Below are 20,730 nucleotides of genomic sequence, written 5' to 3' on the forward strand. Positions count from 1 at the left end.
TCGAGCCGCCACATCACGTCGCCAATGCGGGTTACCCCGTCGTTTTCCTCAACTCGCCTCCGACCCGTGAGGCGCCCCCTTTAATCGCAGCCCGGGCACAGATGCAATCCCGACGACTACAATTGTATACAAAGCGTCGCATTACGGGATCCCACCGCAACCGATACTGTTGTAAGTTGTATTCCGCTCAAGAGACGAGCGCAAGGTCTGCCGGATCAAGGCCGAGCCGCGCCATGCGGCTGCGGATCTCGGGCCATTCCTCGCGCAGGAAGGCCTCGCGCTCGGCCGCCCGCAGGCGTTCGGCGGCACCGCGCACGACATACATGCCGACCCCGCGCTGCACCTCGACCAGTCCGTCGTTCTGGAACTGCTGGTAGGCCTTGGCGACGGTCAGCGGGTTCGCCCCCTGCTCCGCTGCGAGCGCCCGCACCGAGGGGAGCATCGCGCCTTCGGCATAGACCCCGTCGATGATCGCCGCGGCGATCTGGTCGCGCAGCTTGAGATAGACGGGGCGGTTGGGGTTCATGGCGGCAGTGTCCCTTGCAGGGTGCATCAGTGCCATAATACAGCCATGCGGTCAAGGCAGGGGGTAATCCGGTTACACCCGAAACAAAAGCTTCACACAGGCGACAGAGGCGCTAGGTTGCCCCGCCATGGGACCGCGCCCGGGAGGGGCGCACTTCAGGGATTCTATCTGACATGGCCACCGCCGATCTTCCGCACGGGGACAGCGCCGGGACTTTCCTCGGCCACCCCAAGGGTCTGTTCGTCCTGTTCTTCGCCGAGATGTGGGAGCGTTTCTCCTACTACGGCATGCGGGCGCTGCTGATCTTCTACCTCACCAAGCACTGGCTGTTCTCCGACAGCCAGGCGGGCGTGATCTATGGCGCCTATACCGCCCTGGTCTACATCACCCCGGTGCTCGGCGGCTATCTCGCCGACAGGTATCTCGGGCAGAGAAAGGCCGTGACCTACGGGGCGGTGCTGCTGACCTTCGGGCACTTCCTGATGGGCTTCGAGGGCAATGGCGGACAGGATGCCGCCAGCCTCAGCATCTTCTGGCTGGCGCTCGCCTTCATCATCGTCGGCTCGGGCTTCCTGAAGGCGAACATCTCGGTGATCGTCGGCCAGCTCTACCCGCGCACCGACGTGCGGCGCGACGGGGCCTACACGATCTTCTACATGGGGATTAACCTCGGCGCGTTCCTCGGCTCGCTGCTGTGCGGCTATCTCGGCGAGACCTACGGCTGGGCCTACGGCTTCGGCGCGGCGGGCGTGGGGATGCTGCTGGGCCTGATCGTGTTCGTCGGCTTCAAGCCGCTGCTGCTCGGCCGCGGCGAGCCGCCCAAGGCGCTCGCCAAGGGCACCGAATGGGGCCTCTACGCCGTCGGCGTGGCGGCGGTCGGCGCGTGCTGGTGGATGGTGCAGAACCAGGCCGTGGTCGGCTACCTGCTCGGCGGGTTCGGCCTGCTGCTCGTGGCCTATGTCCTGTTCACCGCGGTGGTGAAGCTCGAACCGCACGACCGCGACCGCATCTTCGCCGCCATGTTCCTGATCCTCGGCTCGATCCTGTTCTGGGCGCTGTTCGAACAGGCCGGTTCGTCGCTCAATCTCTACACCGACCGCCATGTCGATCGCACGATTTTCGGCTTCGAGGTTCCGGCCTCGGTGTTCCAGTCGGTCAATGCGGCCTATATCGTCCTGCTCGCCCCCGTCTTCGCGGCGGCGTGGACATGGCTCGGCAAGAAGGGACTGGAGCCCTCGGCCCCGGCCAAGTTCGGCTTGGCGCTGATGCAACTGGGCGCGGGCTTCCTGGTGCTGGTGGCGGGCGCGGCGAACGGGGTTGCGACCCCGGTGCTGTTCATCTTCCTCATCTACCTGCTCCACACCACCGGCGAGCTGTGCCTCAGCCCCGTCGGCCTTTCGGCGATGAACCGCCTGGCACCGGCGCACATGGCGTCGCTCATCATGGGCACCTGGTTCTTCGCTTCGGCCACCGGCAACTTCGCCGCGGGCCTGATCGCGGCGGCGACGGGTTCGGAGAAGGCCTCGGGCGAGGGCGCGGGGCAGCAGGTGGTGCTCGACGTCTATTCGCAGATCGGCTGGATCGCGGTCGCAGTCGGCATCGGCGTGCTGGTGATCAGCCCGCTGATCCGCAAGCTGATGCACCTCGACACGCTTCGCGACGACAATGTCGGCGATGATCTCGAAGGCCAGGCGGGCGTCGGCGTCGAGCCGCAGCAGGCGGGCATCCACCCCGCCACCCGCCCGGCAGGGTAAGCGAAGCCGGACACAAAAATCGTCCAACGGCATGGACAAGCCTCGCGTTTTCCGTTCCAAAGCGGGAATCGGAAAACGCGAGGTTTGAATGTTTGCAGATAAGACACGGCGGGCCCGCGCGGGCCTGCTCGCCACGCTCGTCGGCGCCCTCGCGCTGAGCGCCTGCGCCACCACGGGGAGCGCGGGCGACACCGCCAGCGCATCGGGCGCGGCGAAGCAGGAAGGCAAGCTCGCCGCCAAGCGCGAGAGCGAGGGCGTGTTCCCCTCGACCTACAAGCCCTTCCCCAACGTCGCCACCGCCATCCGCGGCGCGACCGTCTATGACGGCAAGGGCGGCATGATCGAGAACGGCGTGGTCTTCATGTCCGGCGGCAAGATCGTCGCGGTCGGCGGCCCCGATACCCCGATCCCGGCCGACATCGCGGTATTCGACGGCGCCGGCAAGTTCGTAACCCCGGGCATCATCGACATCCACTCGCACCTCGGCGACTATCCCTCGCCCGGGGTGGATGCCCATTCCGACGGGAACGAGGCAACCGCGCCGACCACCCCGGAAGTCTGGGCCGAACATTCGGTCTGGCCGCAGGACCCGGGCTTCGCCCGTGCGCTCGCCAATGGCGGGATCACCGCCCTCCAGATCCTGCCCGGCTCGGCCAATCTCATGGGCGGGCGCTCGGCCACGCTCAAGAACGTGCCCTCGCGCACCATGCAGGGGATGAAGTTCCCGGGCGCGCCCTATTCGATGAAGATGGCCTGCGGGGAGAACCCCAAGCGGGTCTACGGCAGCCGCGGGCGGATGCCCTCGACCCGGATGGGCAACCTCGCCGTCAACCGCGAGACCTGGCTCGCCGCAATCGACTACGCCAACAACCCCGAGGCCAAGCGCGATCTCGGCAAGGAGACGCTCGTCGGCGTGCTCAAGGGCGAGATCCTCATCCAGAACCACTGCTACCGTGCCGACGAGATGGCGCTGGTGCTCGATATGGCCAAGGAGATGGGCTACAAGGTCGCCGCCTTCCACCACGCCGTCGAAGCCTACAAGATCGGCGATCTCCTGCGCGAGAACGACGTGTGCTCGGCGATTTGGGCCGACTGGTATGGCTTCAAGATGGAAAGCTACGACGGGATCCTCGAGAACGCGGCCTTCCTGCAGCGTGAAGGCGCCTGCGTGGTGATCCATTCGGACGACGCGAACGACATCCAGCGCCTCAACCAGGAGGCTGCCAAGGCGCAGGCCGCCGGTCTCAGGCTCGGCATCGACATTCCCGATGCGACCGTGATCCAGTGGATCACCTGGAACGCCGCCAAGGCGATGGGTATCGGCGACCTGACCGGCAGCCTCGAAAAGGGCAAGATGGCCGACGTGGTGCTGTGGAACGGCGATCCGCTGAGCGTCTATTCGCGCCCCGAGAAGGTGTGGATCGACGGCGCACTGATGTTCGATGCGATGAACCCCAAGATCCGCCCGGTGAGCGATTTCGAGCTCGGCCAGCCCGGTGAAGGAGATGTGAAATGAAGCGGCTCCTTCCCCTCGCCGCCAGCGCCCTCGCGCTCGCTGCCGCCGCCCCTGCCCTCGCGCAGGATGTGACGATCACCAACGCCCGGCTGGTGCTGGGCGACGGTTCCGCCCCGATCGAGGGCGGCACCGTGGTCGTGCAGGCGGGTAAGGTCGTCTATGCCGGACCCTCCAGCGGCGCACCGGCCGGCGGCAATGCCGTCGACGCGAAGGGCGCCTGGGTCACCCCCGGCCTGTTCGCCACCGTCACCACGCTCGGGCTCGCCGATGTCTCGGCGGTGGACGAATCGAACGACATCACCGCGGGCGGCACGCCCTTCAGCGCGGCGCTCGATGCCTCCACCGCGATCAACCCGACCTCGCAGCACATCCTTGTCCACAAGGCGGCCGGCATCACCCGCGCCGCGACGACCACCCTGCCCTCGGGCTCGATCTTCGCAGGCCAGGGCGCGATCATCGATCTCGACGGGGATGCGCGGCCCGTGGTGCAGGCGCGTGCCTTCCAGATGATCAACCTCGGCGAAGGCGGGGCGGCCGAGGCCGGGGGCAGCCGCGCGGCGGCCCATGCCTTGCTGCGCGCCGCCCTGCGCGAGGCGCAGGCGCTGGTTGGCAAGACCGCCATCCCCGAGACCACCGCCATCGACAAGGGCGATGCGGTGCTGCTCTCGCGCTTCGATGCCGAGGCGCTGGTGCCGGTCGTGACGGGGCGGCAGAAGCTCTATGTCGCGGTCGACCGGATGGCCGACATCCGCGCCGTGCTGGCGCTGAAGCAGGAATATCCGAAGCTCGATCTGGTGCTGGTCGGCGCGACCGAGGGTTGGCTGGTCGCCTCCGACATCGCCGCCGCCGGGGTGCCGGTGATCGCCAACGGCCTCGTCGACCTGCCCGAGACCTTCGAGCAGCTGGGCGCAACCCAGTCCAACGCCGGGCGCCTCGCGCAGGCGGGGGTGAAGGTCGCTATCAATGCTTCCACGATGCAGAACCCGCGCCGGTTGCAGCAGGTCGCGGGCAATCTCGTGGCGCTGACGAAGATGCCGGGCGCAGCGGGAATGGATTGGGGCAGGGCGTTCGCCGCGATCAGCTCGGTCCCGGCGGAGATCAGCGGCATGGGCGGCAAGGCCGGGGTGCTCAAGCCCGGCGCGCTCGGCGACGTGGTGATCTGGACCGGCGATCCGCTCGAAGTCGGCAGCGTGCCGACCCGCGTGTTCATCGACGGGCGCGAACAGGACCTCACCAACCACCAGACCCGCTTGCGCGATCGCTACATCGACCTTGACGAAAGCGACCGACCCAAGGCTTACGACTGGTGATGACCGCATCCGCCAAGCCCCTTGCCGCGTTTGCCGCCGCGTTCCTGCTCGCGCTGCATCCGGCCCAGGCGCAGGACACCGAACCAGCGCCCGACCCCCGGGCGCAGAGCCCCGCGTGGCACGCCCAGCAGCAGGCCTATCTGCTGGGCCTGACCGCGGCGGACGGCTGGCACTTCATCGACGGCGGGGTCCGCTGGCGCTGGGTGAAATATCTCGCCTCGGAGAAGAAGCCGAAGGTTTCCGACACGGTCACCGTCCACTACGAGGGCAAGCTGATCGACGGGACGGTGTTCGACAGCTCCTATGCCCGGGGCCAGCCCGCCACCTTCCCGCTCGCCCGGCTGGTCAAGGGCTGGCAGCTCGCGATCCCGCAGATGGGCGTGGGCGAGACGATCGAGATCGCGATACCCGCGGACCTCGCCTACGGCCCGGTCGGGCGCGGGCCGATCCCGGGCAATGCGACACTGGTGTTCAAGGTCGAGCTGATCGCGATCGCCGACTAGGGCCGTGCCTCGCCGAACGCCCGCGGCCAAAGGCCCGGGCGCTCGTCCTCGGCATAGAGATGCCGGGCGCTCCAGTCACCGAGCTGTTCGTAGAGCGGCACCAGCGCGCGCGCCTTGTCGGTGAGGATGTAGCGTGCCCGCTTGCCCTCGGGCGGCTCACGCACCATCAGCCCCGCCTCCTGCAGGATCGCGAGCCGCGAGGTCAGCGCGGCGCGGTTGATGCCGAGGCGGTCGACGAATTCCTCGAACCGCTCCGCCCCCAGAAAGGCGTCGCGCAGGATCAGCAGCACCCAGCGATCGCCGAGCAGGCGCGCAGCCCGGCCGATGGGGCAGGGAGCACGGGAGGGGCGGTAGGTTTTCATCCGTCTGATTATCAGACTTGCGCCGCAGCTTGGCAAGCGGCATAACGTCTGCATTACAGACTAAATGGAGCTCGCCGCGATGTCGACCAGACCCGTCACCCGTTTCGACAGCCCCGAAGCCTCGATCGCCTACATGAGGAAGGTCGCGGTCGCGCGGTCGGGCTTTTCCGCCTGGCTCGATGTCGAGCCGGTCAAGGTGTGGCAGGGGGAAAGCGAACTTACGCTGACCCTGCGCCCCGAGATGACCCAGCATCACGGCTTCGCGCATGGCGCGATTGTCGGACTGATGGCGGACAATGCCTGCGCCTGGGCCGGGGCCTCTGTTGCGGGTGACGTGGTGACGGGGGGCTACACCATCGACTTCCTCCGCCCCGCAAAGGGCGAGCGGCTGCGGGCGAAGGGCACGGTGGTGAAGGCCGGCAAGCGGCAGGTGGTGGTGCGCGCCGATGTCTGGGCCGAGAGCGAAGGCGAAGCCCCCGTCCATGTCGCCGCTGCGCAGGCGACCATCGTGCCGACCGGTCTCGCCAGCGAAACCGTGGCCATGTGACGCAGCCCCGCTAGGCGCGCCGCCCCAACCCATGTTAGGCTGCGCGCCATGGACGGGAACATCATCGCACTCATCGCGGCGAACATTGCCTTTGTCGGCTCGCACTTCGCCATGTCTCACCCGCTTCGCGGACCCATGGTGAAGGCCCTCGGCGCGGGCGGGTTCCAGCTGGCCTACACCGCGGTCAGCTTCGCGACGCTGGCGTGGGTCTATTTCGCATTTCTCGCCGCCCCTGCCGCCGACCTGCCGGGCTCGGGCGAGGCGGGGTGGATCATCGCCACGATCCTGACCTGGCCCGCGATGGTGCTGCTGGCGGGATCCTTCATCGGCAATCCCGCCCTGCCGACCCCGCAGGCCGAGGCCCAGACCCGCGCCGAGCCGCGCGGGGCGCTGCGCGTCACGCGCCATCCGATGATGTGGGGGATCGGTCTCTGGGCGATCTCGCACCTCGTGCTGTTCTGGAGCACCCGCACGATGGTGACGGCGCTGGCGATGGGCATCCTCGCGCTGGTCGGCGCGAGGCTTCAGGACGCCAAGAAAGAGGCGCTGATGGGTGCCGCCTGGGCAAAGTGGGAAAGCAAGACGAGCTACTGGCCGCGCTGGGGCCGGCTGCTGTCGGTCGGCGCCGTGCCCCTGCTGGCGGGCACCGCGCTGTGGATCGCGGGAAGCTGGGTCCACCTGTGGCGCGCCGGCATCCCGGCGGGGGTGTTCCGCTGGATAGGCTGACAGGGCGTTACCCCGGGTTCTGATCCATGAACCGCTTCACCTCGCTGCGCGACATGGCGGGCCGGTAGCCGAGTTCCGCCTCGACCCGGTCGCGCAGCTCGACCTTGAGCGCCTGTCTGCCGAGCGGCTGTTCGTCGATGAAATAGTCGATCGTCTTCTCCTCGAGCACCACCCGCGCCATGATCTCGCGCAAGGAGCGCTGGAGCAGCTTGTCGCGCCGGCCCTGCTTCTTCTTTTCCTTCTGGAGCCGCCACGCGAAGAGCCAGCCTCCCGCGGCGACCAGCAGGCTGGTGAGATTGGCCCCGAGGGCGATCCACAATTCGATGCTCACGGCCTTTCTCCTGTCAGGCCGCGCGCCGGCCGGCCTATTCGCCCTTGAACACCGCCGGGCGCTTCTCGATCAGCGCTGCGACACCTTCGGCGTGATCGGCGGTGGTGTGCATCATAGCCTGTGTGTTGGCGGCAAGTTCCAGTGCGGTGTCGTAGCTGGTCTGCTGGCCCTGGCGGAGCAGGTTCTTGGTATGGCGCAGCGCGTGCGGCGGGAGGGCGGCGATCTTCGCCGCCAACGCCCGTGCCTCGTCCATCAGCGCATCGGCCGGCACGACGCGGCTGACGAGGCCCCAGTCCTGCGCCGTCGCGGCGTCGATCACATCGCCGGTGTAGAACAGCTCCGCCGCGCGGCTCATGCCGATCACGCGGGGTAGAATCCAGGTGCCGCCGTCGCCCGGGATGATCCCGAGCTTGAGGAAGGTCACCCCGAACTTCGCGGTTTCCGAAGCGATGCGGATGTCGGCGAGGCAGGCGACGTCGCAGCCGAGGCCGATCGCCGGCCCGTTGACCGCCGCGATCACCGGCACGCGCAGGCCATAGAGCGCGCGCAGCATCTGGTGGATATTGTCGCGGTAACCGTCGGAAATGGCGGGGGTTGTGCCGCCGAAGGTCCCCGTCTTGTCGCGCATCGCCTTGACGTCGCCGCCCGCGCTGAAGGCCCGCCCTGCGCCGGTCAGAATCACCACGCGGCACTCCATGTCGCGGTTGATCGCACCCGCGACACGCACGAACTCGTCCCCGTCGCCCGGCGCACCAAGGGGGTTCATGCTCTCCGCCCGGTCGAGCGTGAGAATGGTGACGGGGCCTTCCTTGGCGATCTGGAGCAGGGACATGATGGAGTAACTTGCGCCTTTGTGTCGGATAATTCAGCTTGCGTATAGGCCGGGGGGATAAAGGGCAAGAATTGCGCGGAGTGGGCGCGCAGGAACGTGGAACGCCGGAAGCGAAAGGAGTGTCATGCCGGGCCTTGGGCTGATTGCGACCTCGCCTTCGCTGCTGGGCGCCGCGCTCGCCGCCGCACCGCTGCCCCCGCCGGCGCAGGTGCCGGTGGCCGATGTCGTGCCGCTGGCATGGAGCCTCGCCGCGGCGCAGGAAGCAGGTCCGCCCGCGCAGGAGGATGAACCGCCCGTCGGCGAGATCGTCGTCGAGGGCGAGATCGGCCCGCCCAAGAGCGATCCGATGGAGCGCGTCAACGAGGAGAGCTATCGTCTCACGCAGGCGGTCGATCAGGCGTTGGTGGAACCCGTCGCCTATGCCTACCGCGATGGCCTGCCCGGGCCGGTGCGCGACGGGCTCGGCAACGTGGTGCGCAATCTGGGCGAGCCGAGCAACGCGCTCAATTTCCTGCTCCAAGGCAAGGTCGGCAAGGCCTTCGAGACGCTCGGGCGGATGGCGATCAACACCACCATCGGCGTGGGCGGGCTGTTCGACGTGGCGGGCAAGAAGGCGGATCTGCCCTATCGCCGCAACGGCTTTGCAAACACTATGGGCTATTACGGGGTGGGGCCGGGACCCTACCTCTACCTGCCGGTGACGGGAGCGACGAGTGTGCGCGATCTCGCCGGGAGCACGCTCGACCAGCTGCTGCTGCCACTGGCGGTGGGCAAGCCTTTCAACCGCCCGGCCTATGCGGCGACCTATTTCGTGGTGAACGGCCTCGATCAGCGGCTGGAATTCGACGAGGAGATCGAAAGCATCCGTAACGCCGACGATCCCTACCGCCTGCGCCGCGAAACCTACCTCGCCCGGCGGCGGCAGGACATCGCGGAGCTGAAAGGCGAGCCGATCTCGGAACGCGACCGCATGTGGCTGGAGGAGCTGGAGGCGATGAAGGCGCAATCGGCAGCGGCTCCGGATGAAGGCGCGGCGGCGCCGGTGGAACCGCCTGCTGACCCCGAGACCTTGCCGATCACCCGCCCGCGTTAGATCAGGCCCTGACTTCCTCGCCCGCTTCGATCCCCGCGCTGTTGTGCTTCAGTGCCTTGAGCACCGTATCGACGATGTGCGGCGCGTTGAGGCCGGCCTCGTCATACTGCTTCACCGGATCGTCGTGGTCGATGAAGGTGTCGGGCAGGCGCAGGGTGCGGACCTTCAATCCGTTGTCGGTCAGGCCCTCGTCGCTGGCGAAGGTCAGGACATGGGCGCCGAGACCGCCGATGGCGCCTTCCTCGACCGTGACGATCACCTCGTGGGTGCGCATGAGACGGGCAATCAGTTCCTCGTCGAGGGGCTTGGCGAAGCGCAGGTCGGCGACGGTTGTCGAAAGGCCCTTTGCCTCCAGCGTGTCGGCGGCCTTCAGCGCCTCGGCCAGACGCGCGCCGAGCGAGAGGATCGCGACCTTCGAGCCTTCGCGCACAAGACGGCCCTTGCCGATCTCGAGCTTCACCGGAACCTCGGGCAGGGGCACTCCGGTGCCGTTGCCGCGCGGGTAGCGGAAGGCGATCGGGCCTTCGTCGTATTCGGCGGCGGTGTAGGTCATGTGGACCAGCTCCGCCTCGTCGGCGGCGGCCATGACGACCATGTTAGGCAGGGTGGCGAGATAGGTGATGTCGAAGCTCCCCGCATGGGTCGCCCCGTCGGCACCCACGAGGCCCGCCCGGTCGATGGCGAAGCGCACGGGCAGGTTCTGGATGCACACGTCGTGCACCACCTGGTCATAGGCGCGCTGGAGGAAGGTCGAATAGATCGCCGCGAAGGGCCGCATCCCCTGCGCCGCGAGGCCGGCGGCGAAGGTCACCGCGTGCTGCTCGGCAATGCCGACGTCGAAGGTGCGGGCGGGGTGCGCCTTGGCGAACTTGTCGACCCCCGTGCCCGAAGGCATGGCGGCGGTGATCGCGCAGATCCTGTCGTCGGTTTCGGCAAGCTTCGCCAGCGTCAGGCCGAAGACGTCCTGATAGGCAGGCGCCGTCGGATTGCTCTTGGCCTTCTCGCCGGTGACGACATTGAACTTGGGGACGCCGTGATATTTGTCGGCGGAGTTCTCGGCGGGGGCGTAGCCCTTGCCCTTCTCGGTCACGACATGGATCAGCACCGGGCCTTCGCTCGTGTCGCGCACGTTCTCCAGCACGGGAAGGAGGTGATCGAGATTGTGCCCGTCGATCGGGCCGACATAGTAGAAGCCCAGTTCCTCGAACAGCGTCCCTCCGGTCACCATGCCGCGGGTGAATTCCTCCGCCTTGCCGAGCGTATCGTGGAGGCGGCGGCTCATTTTCTGGATAGCGCGCGAGGCGAGGCTGCGGATGCCGAGATATTCGCTCGAGGACACCATCCGCGCGAGATAGGCCGAAAGCCCGCCCACCGGCGGGGCGATCGACATGTCGTTGTCGTTGAGGATCACGATCAGCCGGTTACCGGCCTGCGCGGCGTTGTTCATCGCCTCGTAGGCCATCCCGGCGCTCATCGAGCCGTCGCCGATCACCGCGATGCCGCGGCCGGGCTCGCCCTTCAGCTTGTTGGCGATGGCAAAGCCCAGCGCCGCGCTGATCGAGGTCGAGGAATGCGCCGCGCCGAAGGGGTCGTATTCGCTCTCGGAACGCTTGGTGAAGCCGCTGAGGCCGCCGCCCTGGCGCAGGGTGCGGATGCGGTCGCGGCGGCCGGTGATGATCTTGTGCGGATAGCACTGGTGCCCCACGTCCCACACCAGCTTGTCCTCGGGCGTATTGAAGACATAGTGGATCGCGACGGTCAGTTCGACCACGCCGAGGCCGGAGCCGAGGTGCCCGCCCGAGACGCTGACCGCGTCGATCATCTCGGCGCGCAGTTCGTCGGCGAGTTGGCGGAGCTGTTCGGGCTTGAGGCGGCGCAGGTCGGCCGGAGTGTCAACCTGATCGAGCAGAGGAGTGTAAGGCGGTTGTGTCATAACCCCCAGCCTTACACCCGGAATAGCGGTGTGTCGACGCAAAGGCTTGCGTCAGATCAAACGCGGATCGCCTATGCACAGGCCTTGCACAGGCCGCGTATCTCGAGCACCGGCCGTTCGGCCTTGAAGCTGCGGGCGGCGGCGATGGCGCGGACAGCGCGGCTCACTTCCTCGTCGTCGACATGGGCGGCCTCGCCGCATTCGTCGCACACCAGGAAGATGCAGTCATGCGCGCAGCCCGGGTGGGTGTTGGCGAGGTAGGCGTTGGCGCTCTCGACCCGCATGGCGAGGTTGTTCGTCACGAAGACATCAAGGATGCGGTACACCGAGTTCGGCGCGACCCGCTTGCCACGCGCGGCCGAAAGGTTGTCGGCGATGTCGTAGGCAGAGACCGGGCGTTCGTGCCTGGTGAGTTCGTTGAACACCGCCTCGCGCATCGAGGTCCATTGCTCGCCCCCCGCGATCAGCGCGCGGGCGGCCTCGGCGACGAGGTCTGCGCCCCGGTGTTCATGGTGGGTGTGTGCGTGCTGTCCCATGTCTGCCAATATAGGCGGACACGCGGAAAGCGCAAAGGCGACTTGTGACAGTCGTTCCGGCCGGGAACAGCGCCGACCCTCAGGCGCCTTTGAGGAAGCTCGCGCGATAGTGCTGCGGGAACATCTGCTTCAGCGCCGCCACCTTCGGCGCGTCCCACCGGACGATGTAGCCGTGCTTTGGGTTCTTCAGCATGAAGTCCTGATGGTGGCCCTCGGCCGGGTAGAAGGTCTTGTAGCTCTCGATCCGGGTGACGATCGGCTTCGACCAAAGCTGGGACTTGCCGAGCTGGGCGAGGTAGGCCTTGGCGACGGCGGCCTGTTCGGCGTTGGTGGGCACGATGGCGCTGCGGTAATGCGCGCCCACGTCCGGGCCCTGACGGTTCTTGAGCGTGGGATCGGCGACCACCGAGAAGAAGATGCGCAGCAGCTCGTCGTAGCGCACGACCGAAGGATCATAGGTGATCTTCACGGATTCGGCATGGTCGGTCATGCCGGTGACGACGATGTCGTATTTCGCGCTCTCCTTCGTGCCGCCGTGGAAGCCCGAGACCGCGCCGGTCACGCCCTTGACGTGGCTGAAGACGCCTTCGACCCCCCAGAAGCATCCGCCTGCGAAGACCGCCGTTTTGAGGCCGGGCTTCTCCTTGGCGATGCGGGCGGCGGCGGGGGCGTCGACGGGTTCCTCGGCAGCGGTCGCGGGACCGGCGCAGGCGCTCAGCGCCAGCGAACCGGCGGCGAGCATGACAGCAAGCTTGTGCATGGGGATCAGCCTTCGGAAGGCGCGATCACGAACTCCGCCGCGGGGGCCGGGGCCTTGACGATTTCGGCAGCCTGCGCGGGTGCGGCCACGGCGTCGCTCCAGCTTTCCGCGTTCGCGCCGACGATCAGCACCGCCCCAAGGACGAAGCCGATGCCGAAATTGCGGAACAGGTCGGTGCTGAAGAGGCGCATTGGGTGCTCGTGATTCGCGTCATTTCCGCCTGTCCCTTTGCCCGCTGCCGGATTGCGGCGGGATGAACCGGCGGTCGGGCCGTATTGGGTCTCGGCCCTAAACTGGTTACGGATCGGCTGAAAAATAGTTGCGCAGGGGCGGAAGAACGGCCCAGCCGTGCGCGCAACGCGACAGGTTGCGCGACCAAACCGATGACGAAGGGGCGAAGGACCCTTCGCGACGCATCAATGCCGGAAATGCCGCATTCTGGTGAACACCATCGCCAGCCCCGCTTCGTCCGCGGCGGCGATCACCTCGTCGTCGCGGATCGAACCTCCCGGCTGGATCACGGCTGTCGCGCCCGCCTCGGCGGCAGAGATCAATCCGTCGGCAAACGGGAAGAAGGCGTCCGAGGCGACTGCGCTGCCCACGGTGCGCGGCGCGTCCCAGCCATGGGTCTCGGCGGCTTCCTTCGCCTTGATCGCGGCGATCCGCGCCGAATCGCGGCGGTTCATCTGGCCTGCGCCGATCCCTGCGGTCGCGCCATCCTTGGCGTAGACGATCGCGTTGGACTTGACGTGCCGGGCGACGGTCCAGGCGAAGAGGCAGTCCTTCAGTTCCTGTTCGGTCGGCGCACGCTTCGTGACGACCTTGAGGTCGTCCGGCCCAATCGCCCCGTTGTCGCGCGACTGGATCAGCACGCCCCCGGCGATGGTCTTGAGCGCCAGCCCGCCGCGGCGCGGGTTCGGTAGGGCGCCGCATTCGAGCAGGCGCAGGTTCTTCTTCTTCGCGAAGATCTCGCGCGCCTCGGCGCTGACCGAAGGCGCAATCACGACTTCGGTGAAGATCGCGCTGATCGCCTCGGCGGTCGCGGCGTCGAGTTCGGTATTGACCGCGACGATCCCGCCGAAGGCCGAGACGCTGTCGCACGCCAGCGCCGCTTCCCACGCGGCGAGCAGCGAGCGGCCCTGCGCCACGCCGCAAGGGTTGGCGTGCTTGACGATGACGACCGCCGGTTCCTGCCCGGCGAACTCCGCCGCCAGGTCCAAGGCGGCGTCGGCATCGTTGAGGTTGTTGTAGGAGAGTTCCTTGCCCTGAAGCTGCTCCGCCTGCGGCACGCCCGCCGTGCCCGCCACCTGCGGGACATAGATCGCCGCCGACTGGTGCGGGTTTTCGCCATAGCGCAGCGTGTCGGCGCGCTTGAAGGCGAGCGGGAGCGTTTCGGGGAACAGCGTCGGCTCGTCGCTGGCGGCGGGCGAGAAGGCGAACCAGCTGGCGATCGCGGCGTCATAGGCGGCGGTGCGGGCATAGGCCTTGCCGGCCATCCGGGTGCGGAAGGCCTGTGTCGTCGCGCCGCCATTGGCCTCCATTTCCTCGATCAGCGTCGCGTAATCGGCCGGATCGGTGAGGATCGTGACGAACCCGTGGTTCTTCGCCGCAGAGCGCACCATCGAGGGCCCGCCGATGTCGATGTTCTCGATCACCTCTTCGCGGCTGGCGCCCTTCGCCACGGTTGCCTCGAAGGGGTAGAGGTTGACCACCACCAGGTCGATCGTACCGATCCCGTGGGCCTCCATGGCGGCGACGTGTTCGGGATTGTCGCGCAGGGCGAGGAGGCCGCCGTGGACCGTGGGGTGGAGGGTCTTCACCCGCCCGTCCATCATCTCGGGAAAGCCGGTGAGTTCGGAAACGTCCTTTACCGCAAGGCCCGCATCGCGCAGCGCCTTGGCCGTGCCGCCGGTGCTGACCAGCTCCACGCCCCGCGCCGCGAGCGCCGCGCCCAGATCGGCCAAACCGCTCTTGTCGGACACTGACAGCAGCGCCCGCCGGATCACATTGTCGCTCATGGTGGATGCTACCCCGTTTTTCTCAGCAGCCAGGAGAATTGCCCCCCGCTGCGCAATGCCAGTCCCTCGATCACCAGCTGCTCGGTGGCGTGGGGGCGGCCCTCGCCGTCGACCCACAGGCTGTCCTCGGCAGACAGGGTGATTGCGTCGGCGCCCGCCCTATCGCCGCCGAGCCGGAATTGCCAGAGCCGACCGTCGGGCAGCAGCAGGCTGGCACCCCGCTTGTCGCCGGAAAGTTGCACCTCCACCCCCCGCCCGAGGTGGAAGCGGATCGCGAAGCCGATCTTGCCGCGCTTCCCGTTCTTCGCGGTGGGCACGAGAATGTCCTCGCCGGCGAGTTCGGTTCCGTCCCCGCTCAGCGTCAGGATGCGCCGGTGGGTGAGGCCGAAGCGGCCGGCATAGCCGTCATGCGCGGCTTCGATCCGGGTCGCCTCGCGCGCCCGACCGGGGACGGTGCGGCGGTCGAACTCCACCGTCTCCACGCCCTTGCCGAGCTTGCCGTGGAGCAGGACGGCGGTGGAATTGGCGTTGTCGAGCACAAGGGTCGAGAAGGCGGCGGTGGCGCGCAGGCCCTGGCCGATGCGTGCGGGGACCTGCCCGCCGGCGAGCGCCGCGCCGCCGCAATTGACGATGATCCGCTGCGGCCCGTCCGAAAGCTCGAAGGCAAGCGTCGAGGCGCAGCCGGTGCGGGCGTGCTTCGCGCGCGGCGGCGGGGCGGTGTCGAACTGGACGAGGGTCTCGCCCGCCTTGATGCGCTGGTAGCCCCAGCCCCCGGCCTGCGCCAGCGGACGGGTGCGCACGCCGCTTGCCTCGATCACGGCGTTGACGCGGTCGGCGGGGATCGCGCCCTGTCCCTGCCAGCTGCCGAGCGACCCGTCGCCGTGGCGCAGGCCGAGCAGCGGCGGGACAAGCAGCTCGCGCATCACCGCGAGCGCGGGCGGGGGCGCCACCTTCACCGCCTCGTAGCAGGCCAGCAGATCGGTCAGCAGGCGGACCGCGTCGAGCTGTGCGGCAGGGCAGCGCGACAGCACCCCTCCGTCCTCGCCGACCATGTCGCCCAGCGCCCGGACCAGCCCGGCCTCGCCGAACAGCCGCCGCGGTCTGCCGTGGGGGAGCAGCAGCCCCGCTGCCACGACGCCTGCCCAGGCGGCGACCTGTCCGAAGCCCGCAGGCTCCCTCGGGGCGCGCTTGTCGAGCCAGCCCGCGGTCGCGCCGATGGCGGCGAGCAGGCGGGATTTCAGCGCCTTGTCGTTGCCGCCGAGCATCAGCGGCGCGTGCACTAGCCAAGCGACGAGCCGCAGGCCCGTCAGTTCGGTTTCCCATGCCGGACCCTTGCCGGGGACGCCGTGGGCGTGGAGCCACTGGGTCGCGATCCGCTCGGCCACGGCGGCACCGTCGGCGCGCGGCGCGCTGGCGGCAAGATCGGCGAGCCAGGCGAAGGAATGGACCACCCGTTCTACGCCGGGGGCGTGGTGCGCGGGCAGCGAGAAATCGAAGCTCGCGATGGGGAGGCGCACGCCGTGGATCAGGAAGTGCCCCGCGCGCAGGGCCGTGCCTGCCGCGCGGTCGCCGCGGTTGGGGCTTTCCACCGTCGCTATCACCCGAGGCGCCTGCGGGCGGCGGAACGGAGCGGCGATGGCATGACCGGGGATGCCGATGCGGTAGGCGAGCCGGATCAGCGCTTCGCCCGGCCCGGCCTTCACCGCGATGACATCCGACAGGGCGAGCGCGCGCGAGGGCTCCTCCGGGCGCGGCGGTGCTGGCGGTTCCGTCCCAGGTTCGGCCCCGCTGCCGAGCGGTAGCACCGGAGCCTCCGCCACCCGCTCCACCAGCGCATCGGCCCGGGCCGCGGCAGGGGTGCGCAGCAGCGTCGCCATCACCTCTCGCCCTTCAGCGCGGCGATGTTGGCGGCATAGGCGTCCTGCCCGCCCTTGAACGTCGCCGAGCCCGCAACCAGCACGTCGGCCCCCGCCTCGACGCACATCCGTGCGGTTTCGGCGTTCACCCCGCCGTCAACCTCGAGATGGATGGCGCGGCCGGAGCGCGTGATCATCGAGCGGATGCGGGCAATCTTGTCGAGCTGCGAGGGGATGAAGCTCTGCCCGCCGAAACCGGGATTGACGCTCATCACGAGGATGAGGTCGGCCATGTCCATCAGGTTGTCGAGCACCTCGACCGGCGTGCCGGGATTGATCACCACGCCCGCCTTCTTGCCGAGCGCCTTGATCGCCTGGAGCGTGCGATGGATGTGCGGCCCCGCCTCGGGGTGAACGGTGATGATGTCCGCCCCGGCCTCGGCGAAGGCCTGTAGATAGGGATCGACCGGCGCAATCATCAGGTGGACGTCGAAGGGCTTGGCCGAATGGGGGCGCAGCGCCTTCACGACATCGGGACCGATGGTGATGTTCGGCACGAAATGGCCGTCCATCACGTCGATGTGGATCCAGTCCGCCCCCGCCGCGTCGATGGCGCGCACCTCCTCGCCCAGCCGCGCAAAATCGGCGGAGAGGATCGAGGGGGAGATCAGGGGGGCAGGCATGACGGCGACGACAGATCCCGTGTGGCGCGATACCCGGCCATACGGGAGCGGCGAAAGCCGGGACAAGGCGTGCGGGGCGGCTTTTCCACCGCGGGTCCGGTCGCCGGGGCACGAAAGCGGCAGATTAAGCCGCAATTCAGGCGCATCGTGCCACAAATGGATGTGCCATGAGCCGATGAGCCCCGCCCGCGCTTTCGCCCCCTCCCGCTTGCGCGCCTGCGCTCCTCTCCTTACCTGTCCTCGCGAGATATCCATGAACGCTCTGCCGTCCCTCCCCAACCTGTCCCGCCCTGTCCGCCGCGCCGCGGGCGGGGCGCTGCTGGCCGGTGCCCTCGCGCTGCCGGTGGCGGCGCAGGGCTTCACCTATGCCCGCACGATGACGAACGATCTTGCGCAATGCGCCGCGGGCAAGGGTCCGGCGGTGCGCATCACGGTCAACGGACTGAAGTCCTCCGAGGGAAACCTCTTCGTGCGCGCCTATCCCGCCAACAGCCGCGACTGGCTGCAGAGCAAGCGCTACGTCATGCGCGTCGATGCGCGGCCGCAGCCCGGCAGCATGACGGTGTGCGTGCCCCTCCCCGCAGCGGGGGACTATGCCATCGCGGTCCACCACGATGTCAACGGCAACCGCAAGTCCGATCTGGCGGATGGGGCGGGGATGTCGAACAATCCCGGGATCAGGAAGATCCTCGGCCTCGTCCCGCGCCCGCCCTCGGTCGACAAGACCCGCTTCAGCGCGGATGGCGGTGTGAGCCGGATGTCGATCAACATCCAGTACATGTGACGCAAGCGCCGCGGGGCGTGCGCGTCAGGCGCGGCGCCTGTGGTGCCACAGATCGAACAGCACCTGCGGCGCAGCGAGCAGCGGGTAGCGTTCGCGGAAGGGCGTGACCTCGACGGCCATCCCCGTGTGCCGCTCGATTTTCCACGCGGCATAACGCGCCGCCCCCTCGAAAGTGGTGCTAGCCTTGACGAGGCGCAGAAGGTTGAGCGGTTTGCCGAGCCGCCGGCGGCGCTTCCACCAGCCGAGAATCCGCGCCCGTTCGGCCGGCATCAGGCGCGGGGTAAGGATCGCCCCATGGAGCCCCGGGGGGATCCCCGCCGCCTCGAGCGCCAGCGGCAGCAGCCCGGCGAAGTGATCGGCGTTGACCGCGAGAATGTCGTTCTCGCGCCCGCCCTTCTCGACCCGGAACTCGGCGGCGTAGGTGGCGCGGAACAGGGCCCGCCAGTAATCCTCGGCAGTGCCGCTCGCCGGGCCGAGCGCGGCGGCGAGGCGCGCGGCGGTGGCCGAAGCGGCGGCGACGGCCGCGATCACGTCGCTGCGGGCGGCCTCGTCCGCCTCCCACACCAGAGCGGAAGGCTGGACGAAACGTGCCCAGATCGTGGTGTCGGTGAGGGTTCCCTCCGCCGCCTGGGCGAAGGTCGACAGCGCCATGGTCGCGACCTTGGCGCGCAGGGTCAGGCCCTCATGCTCACGCTCGTGATAGGAGACACGCGGCCAGATCGCGCTGCTCTCCCGCCCCGGCAGCAGGACGTAGAAGTCGAGCACGCCCTCGAGCGATCCGGTGCGCAGGTTCGAACCGTAGAACAGCACGGCGCGTGCGCCCGAAGCTTCGGCCAGCGCGTGGGCGAAATCTGCGACCGCGGGATCGACCGGGGCGGCCAGACGCGCAGCGATCCGCGCTTCGAGCGCGCCGCTCATGGTGCGACGAAGGCGAGCTCCGGCCCCTGCTCGATGCGATAGTCGCCCGCGGGGAAGGCCTCGCCGTCGAGGATGAACTGATCGTCGATCGACAGGCTGAACTGGGTCGCGGCGAGCTGGTGGATGCCGCGCTGGCGCAGCGGGCCCTTGATCTTGCCGAGCAGCATCAGCGGGATCAGCGCCGTGGTGCGGCGCGAAATCTGATCGATAGCTACCAGCTTCAGCCCACTCCGGAGCGCGCCGAACGGCTTGATCCCGGCCGGGAGCCGCTCGAGCGTCGAGGCGAAGAGCAGCTGGCGCATCGCGGGATCGCCGTGCCCGCTATGGACCATCGGCGCATCGGCCGCGCCCAGCCCGATGCGCATCCGCGCGCCCTTGCGCCAGGCGTTGCCGCGGGTCGCGAACAGCGACTGGAGCAGCGCCCAGATGCCGGTCACGGCGACCACCATCGAGTTGAAGGCACCGAGCTTGTGTGCGCTTTGCCCGGCCTGGGTCGCCTTGGTGAAGGCGCCCGCGCCGAGGATGAAGCCCGCCACGCGCGAGACCGCGCCGGGCTTGGCGTCGGTGCCCAGCGCCGAGACATTCATCGGGCGGCGGTAGATACGGCTGCCGTGATCGAGCGCGTCGATCGCGTCCTGCAAGGTCCAGTCGTCCGGCACGCCGAGATCGACGGTGAGCGCGTTGGTCTTGCCCTTGGGCAGCACCGCGATCGCCGGCCACTCCTCGCCGAACACCGCCTGTCCGCAGGTCAGAACGTCGCGCACCGTCCCGTCGCCGCCGTTGATCACGAGAAGGTCGATCCCCTTTTCGGCGAACTCGGCAAGCGCCAGCGGCAGTTGACCGCGCTCGCGCGGCTGGGCGATGTGGACGTGTGGGCAGATCCCGCAGTCGAAATCGGCACCGAGATTGCGATGGCTGCGCGGATTGTAGATCACGCCGACCGTTGGCGCCTGCCCGGCATCGCGCATCCGCCGGACACGCGCACGGGCGCGGCTGGCGGCGTCGACCCGCGGGATTTGCGCAAATTCGTAGATCGGCGTTGCCATGGCGGTCCTATACGGGTCGGAAAACCAACTTTCTACTGCAATCTTGACCCTGAACTGTAACAGAACAGGCCCCGGCAGATCGGTGCTGTGCGGCGAAAAACAAGGGCTGAGGGGTCGAAACCTACCGTTTCCGGGACCGGCGTCTTTCGCCCGATTGCCACATTTGTCGCATAGTTGCCGCAAGGCGGCGACAAATGGCTCAGTCACCGCCTTCAAGCGTGCGGATCGTGAACTGGCTGACCAGCCGTTGCACTCCCGGAAAGGCAGAGAGGATCTCGCGGTGAATCCGCTCGTAGCTGTCGTCGTCGCGCACCAGCACCTTCACGAGGTAGTCCGAAGGCCCGCTCATCAGATAGGCCTCGGCCACCTGTTCGGTGCGCGCCAGCGCCGCCTCGAAGGCGAGCATCGTCGCCTGGCGCTGGTCGGTGAGCGTGACCTGCACGAACACGGTCGATGGATTGCCGCGCGCCGCGCGCGAGAGCCGCGCCCGGTAGCCGAGGATCGCGCCGGTCTCTTCGAGAGCCTTGACGCGGCGGTGCGCGGCGGAAGGGCTGAGGCCGACGCGCTCGCCGATCTGCTCGCCGGTAAGCCGCGCGTCGGCCGACAGCAGATCGAGAATTTTCCGGTCAATACGGTCCATGTGCATAATTCCTGCATCGAGAGAGGCATCAGTGCAAGAAAATCCCGCAAGGCCAC

The 20,730-nt window shown here is 68.3% G+C and carries 22 protein-coding genes; 8 read left to right on the forward strand and 14 right to left on the reverse strand.

Annotated elements, in window-relative coordinates; translation table 11 throughout:
* Positions 1-187: 187 nt before the first annotated feature.
* Positions 188-526, reverse strand: coding sequence for a GntR family transcriptional regulator (locus CBR61_RS02380; protein ID WP_233996815.1), 339 nt, complete (start codon positions 524-526; stop codon positions 188-190).
* A gap of 173 nt (positions 527-699) precedes the next feature.
* Here CBR61_RS02380 and CBR61_RS02385 point away from each other — a divergent pair, with 173 nt between their 5' ends.
* From CBR61_RS02385 to CBR61_RS02400, 4 genes are all read left to right on the forward strand, one after another.
* A complete protein-coding gene (locus tag CBR61_RS02385; protein WP_088912931.1) occupies positions 700-2,280 on the forward strand; it encodes a peptide MFS transporter in 1,581 nt (526 codons plus the stop codon).
* Between the two features lie 88 nt (positions 2,281-2,368).
* Positions 2,369-3,796, forward strand: coding sequence for an amidohydrolase (locus CBR61_RS02390; protein ID WP_088912932.1), 1,428 nt, complete (start codon positions 2,369-2,371; stop codon positions 3,794-3,796).
* Entirely contained in the window at positions 3,793-5,106 is a 1,314-nt protein-coding gene (locus tag CBR61_RS02395) for an amidohydrolase family protein (RefSeq protein ID WP_088912933.1), read from the forward strand. Before CBR61_RS02390 ends, CBR61_RS02395 begins: the two co-directional genes overlap by 4 nt.
* Positions 5,106-5,609 (forward strand): FKBP-type peptidyl-prolyl cis-trans isomerase, encoded by a 504-nt coding sequence (locus CBR61_RS02400; RefSeq protein WP_088912934.1) that lies wholly within the window; start codon positions 5,106-5,108, stop codon positions 5,607-5,609. Before CBR61_RS02395 ends, CBR61_RS02400 begins: the two co-directional genes overlap by 1 nt.
* On the opposite strand, the gene CBR61_RS02405 is transcribed toward CBR61_RS02400, so the two are convergent.
* A complete protein-coding gene (locus tag CBR61_RS02405) occupies positions 5,606-5,971 on the reverse strand; it encodes a winged helix-turn-helix transcriptional regulator (RefSeq protein WP_088912935.1) in 366 nt (121 codons plus the stop codon). The genes CBR61_RS02400 and CBR61_RS02405 overlap by 4 nt on opposite strands.
* 79 nt (positions 5,972-6,050) lie before the next feature.
* Between CBR61_RS02405 and CBR61_RS02410 the strand changes: the two genes are divergently transcribed.
* Both CBR61_RS02410 and CBR61_RS02415 read left to right on the forward strand, forming a co-directional pair.
* A complete protein-coding gene (locus CBR61_RS02410; RefSeq protein ID WP_088915409.1) occupies positions 6,051-6,518 on the forward strand; it encodes a PaaI family thioesterase in 468 nt (155 codons plus the stop codon).
* A 48-nt stretch (positions 6,519-6,566) separates the two neighbouring features.
* Positions 6,567-7,244 carry an NnrU family protein gene (locus CBR61_RS02415; RefSeq protein ID WP_088912936.1) on the forward strand — a complete coding sequence of 226 codons (678 nt, stop codon included), beginning with the start codon at positions 6,567-6,569 and terminating at the stop codon, positions 7,242-7,244.
* A 7-nt stretch (positions 7,245-7,251) separates the two neighbouring features.
* Here the strand turns inward: CBR61_RS02415 and CBR61_RS02420 are convergent, their stop codons facing one another.
* Positions 7,252-7,575: a hypothetical protein gene (locus CBR61_RS02420; protein ID WP_088912937.1), complete on the reverse strand. Its 324-nt coding sequence runs from the start codon at positions 7,573-7,575 to the stop codon at positions 7,252-7,254.
* Positions 7,576-7,609: 34 nt separating this feature from the next.
* The gene (locus tag CBR61_RS02425; protein ID WP_088912938.1) at positions 7,610-8,407 is read right to left on the reverse strand and encodes a crotonase/enoyl-CoA hydratase family protein; all 798 of its coding nucleotides are present in this window, start codon (positions 8,405-8,407) and stop codon (positions 7,610-7,612) included.
* A gap of 124 nt (positions 8,408-8,531) precedes the next feature.
* Between CBR61_RS02425 and CBR61_RS02430 the strand changes: the two genes are divergently transcribed.
* The gene (locus CBR61_RS02430; RefSeq protein WP_088912939.1) at positions 8,532-9,500 is read left to right on the forward strand and encodes a VacJ family lipoprotein; all 969 of its coding nucleotides are present in this window, start codon (positions 8,532-8,534) and stop codon (positions 9,498-9,500) included.
* Position 9,501: 1 nt separating this feature from the next.
* Here the strand turns inward: CBR61_RS02430 and dxs are convergent, their stop codons facing one another.
* From dxs to rpe, 7 genes are all read right to left on the reverse strand, one after another.
* Complete coding sequence (dxs, locus tag CBR61_RS02435; RefSeq protein ID WP_088912940.1) at positions 9,502-11,433, reverse strand: 1-deoxy-D-xylulose-5-phosphate synthase; 1,932 nt, start codon at positions 11,431-11,433, stop codon at positions 9,502-9,504.
* A 71-nt stretch (positions 11,434-11,504) separates the two neighbouring features.
* Positions 11,505-11,969 carry a Fur family transcriptional regulator gene (locus CBR61_RS02440; RefSeq protein ID WP_088912941.1) on the reverse strand — a complete coding sequence of 155 codons (465 nt, stop codon included), beginning with the start codon at positions 11,967-11,969 and terminating at the stop codon, positions 11,505-11,507.
* Positions 11,970-12,048: 79 nt separating this feature from the next.
* Complete coding sequence (gene msrA, locus CBR61_RS02445; RefSeq protein WP_088912942.1) at positions 12,049-12,729, reverse strand: peptide-methionine (S)-S-oxide reductase MsrA; 681 nt, start codon at positions 12,727-12,729, stop codon at positions 12,049-12,051.
* A gap of 5 nt (positions 12,730-12,734) precedes the next feature.
* Positions 12,735-12,920: a hypothetical protein gene (locus CBR61_RS02450; RefSeq protein WP_088912943.1), complete on the reverse strand. Its 186-nt coding sequence runs from the start codon at positions 12,918-12,920 to the stop codon at positions 12,735-12,737.
* 225 nt (positions 12,921-13,145) lie between these two features.
* The gene (gene purH, locus CBR61_RS02455; RefSeq protein ID WP_088912944.1) at positions 13,146-14,747 is read right to left on the reverse strand and encodes a bifunctional phosphoribosylaminoimidazolecarboxamide formyltransferase/IMP cyclohydrolase; all 1,602 of its coding nucleotides are present in this window, start codon (positions 14,745-14,747) and stop codon (positions 13,146-13,148) included.
* Positions 14,748-14,755: 8 nt separating this feature from the next.
* Entirely contained in the window at positions 14,756-16,624 is a 1,869-nt protein-coding gene (locus CBR61_RS02460; RefSeq protein WP_088912945.1) for a heparinase II/III family protein, read from the reverse strand.
* Entirely contained in the window at positions 16,624-17,286 is a 663-nt protein-coding gene (gene rpe, locus CBR61_RS02465; protein WP_088912946.1) for a ribulose-phosphate 3-epimerase, read from the reverse strand. Before rpe ends, CBR61_RS02460 begins: the two co-directional genes overlap by 1 nt.
* 253 nt (positions 17,287-17,539) lie before the next feature.
* Between rpe and CBR61_RS02470 the strand changes: the two genes are divergently transcribed.
* Complete coding sequence (locus CBR61_RS02470) at positions 17,540-18,070, forward strand: DUF2141 domain-containing protein (protein WP_088912947.1); 531 nt, start codon at positions 17,540-17,542, stop codon at positions 18,068-18,070.
* A 24-nt stretch (positions 18,071-18,094) separates the two neighbouring features.
* On the opposite strand, the gene CBR61_RS02475 is transcribed toward CBR61_RS02470, so the two are convergent.
* The 3 genes from CBR61_RS02475 to CBR61_RS02485 all read right to left on the reverse strand — a co-directional run bounded on the left by CBR61_RS02475 (position 18,095) and on the right by CBR61_RS02485 (position 20,674).
* On the reverse strand, positions 18,095-18,988 hold the full coding sequence (locus tag CBR61_RS02475) for a hypothetical protein (RefSeq protein WP_088912948.1): 894 nt from the start codon (positions 18,986-18,988) through the stop codon (positions 18,095-18,097).
* Positions 18,985-20,034 carry a diacylglycerol/lipid kinase family protein gene (locus tag CBR61_RS02480; protein ID WP_088912949.1) on the reverse strand — a complete coding sequence of 350 codons (1,050 nt, stop codon included), beginning with the start codon at positions 20,032-20,034 and terminating at the stop codon, positions 18,985-18,987. The genes CBR61_RS02475 and CBR61_RS02480 overlap by 4 nt, the downstream gene beginning before the upstream one ends.
* Positions 20,035-20,233: 199 nt before the next feature.
* Positions 20,234-20,674, reverse strand: a complete 441-nt coding sequence (locus CBR61_RS02485) for an Lrp/AsnC family transcriptional regulator (protein WP_088915410.1) — start codon at positions 20,672-20,674, stop codon at positions 20,234-20,236.
* Positions 20,675-20,730 lie beyond the last annotated feature (56 nt).

Origin of the sequence: Porphyrobacter sp. CACIAM 03H1 (assembly GCF_002215495.1) — a bacterium.
Classification (GTDB): domain Bacteria; phylum Pseudomonadota; class Alphaproteobacteria; order Sphingomonadales; family Sphingomonadaceae; genus Erythrobacter.

Bases quoted from the DNA above. Each gene is read 5' to 3' on its own strand.
- CBR61_RS02470 (WP_088912947.1), top strand. From the start codon at position 17,540: ATGAACGCTCTGCCGTCCCTCCCCAACCTGTCCCGCCCTGTCCGCCGC.
- CBR61_RS02460 (WP_088912945.1), bottom strand. From the start codon at position 16,624: ATGGCGACGCTGCTGCGCACCCCTGCCGCGGCCCGGGCCGATGCGCTG.
- CBR61_RS02480 (WP_088912949.1), bottom strand. From the start codon at position 20,034: ATGGCAACGCCGATCTACGAATTTGCGCAAATCCCGCGGGTCGACGCC.
- CBR61_RS02430 (WP_088912939.1), top strand. From the start codon at position 8,532: ATGCCGGGCCTTGGGCTGATTGCGACCTCGCCTTCGCTGCTGGGCGCC.
- CBR61_RS02405 (WP_088912935.1), bottom strand. From the start codon at position 5,971: ATGAAAACCTACCGCCCCTCCCGTGCTCCCTGCCCCATCGGCCGGGCT.
- CBR61_RS02415 (WP_088912936.1), top strand. From the start codon at position 6,567: ATGGACGGGAACATCATCGCACTCATCGCGGCGAACATTGCCTTTGTC.
- CBR61_RS02475 (WP_088912948.1), bottom strand. From the start codon at position 18,988: ATGAGCGGCGCGCTCGAAGCGCGGATCGCTGCGCGTCTGGCCGCCCCG.
- CBR61_RS02425 (WP_088912938.1), bottom strand. From the start codon at position 8,407: ATGTCCCTGCTCCAGATCGCCAAGGAAGGCCCCGTCACCATTCTCACG.
- CBR61_RS02440 (WP_088912941.1), bottom strand. From the start codon at position 11,969: ATGGGACAGCACGCACACACCCACCATGAACACCGGGGCGCAGACCTC.
- CBR61_RS02400 (WP_088912934.1), top strand. From the start codon at position 5,106: ATGACCGCATCCGCCAAGCCCCTTGCCGCGTTTGCCGCCGCGTTCCTG.
- purH (WP_088912944.1), bottom strand. From the start codon at position 14,747: ATGAGCGACAATGTGATCCGGCGGGCGCTGCTGTCAGTGTCCGACAAG.
- msrA (WP_088912942.1), bottom strand. From the start codon at position 12,729: ATGCACAAGCTTGCTGTCATGCTCGCCGCCGGTTCGCTGGCGCTGAGC.
- CBR61_RS02385 (WP_088912931.1), top strand. From the start codon at position 700: ATGGCCACCGCCGATCTTCCGCACGGGGACAGCGCCGGGACTTTCCTC.
- CBR61_RS02450 (WP_088912943.1), bottom strand. From the start codon at position 12,920: ATGCGCCTCTTCAGCACCGACCTGTTCCGCAATTTCGGCATCGGCTTC.
- CBR61_RS02485 (WP_088915410.1), bottom strand. From the start codon at position 20,674: ATGGACCGTATTGACCGGAAAATTCTCGATCTGCTGTCGGCCGACGCG.
- CBR61_RS02380 (WP_233996815.1), bottom strand. From the start codon at position 526: ATGAACCCCAACCGCCCCGTCTATCTCAAGCTGCGCGACCAGATCGCC.
- CBR61_RS02390 (WP_088912932.1), top strand. From the start codon at position 2,369: ATGTTTGCAGATAAGACACGGCGGGCCCGCGCGGGCCTGCTCGCCACG.
- CBR61_RS02410 (WP_088915409.1), top strand. From the start codon at position 6,051: ATGTCGACCAGACCCGTCACCCGTTTCGACAGCCCCGAAGCCTCGATC.
- dxs (WP_088912940.1), bottom strand. From the start codon at position 11,433: ATGACACAACCGCCTTACACTCCTCTGCTCGATCAGGTTGACACTCCG.
- CBR61_RS02395 (WP_088912933.1), top strand. From the start codon at position 3,793: ATGAAGCGGCTCCTTCCCCTCGCCGCCAGCGCCCTCGCGCTCGCTGCC.
- rpe (WP_088912946.1), bottom strand. From the start codon at position 17,286: ATGCCTGCCCCCCTGATCTCCCCCTCGATCCTCTCCGCCGATTTTGCG.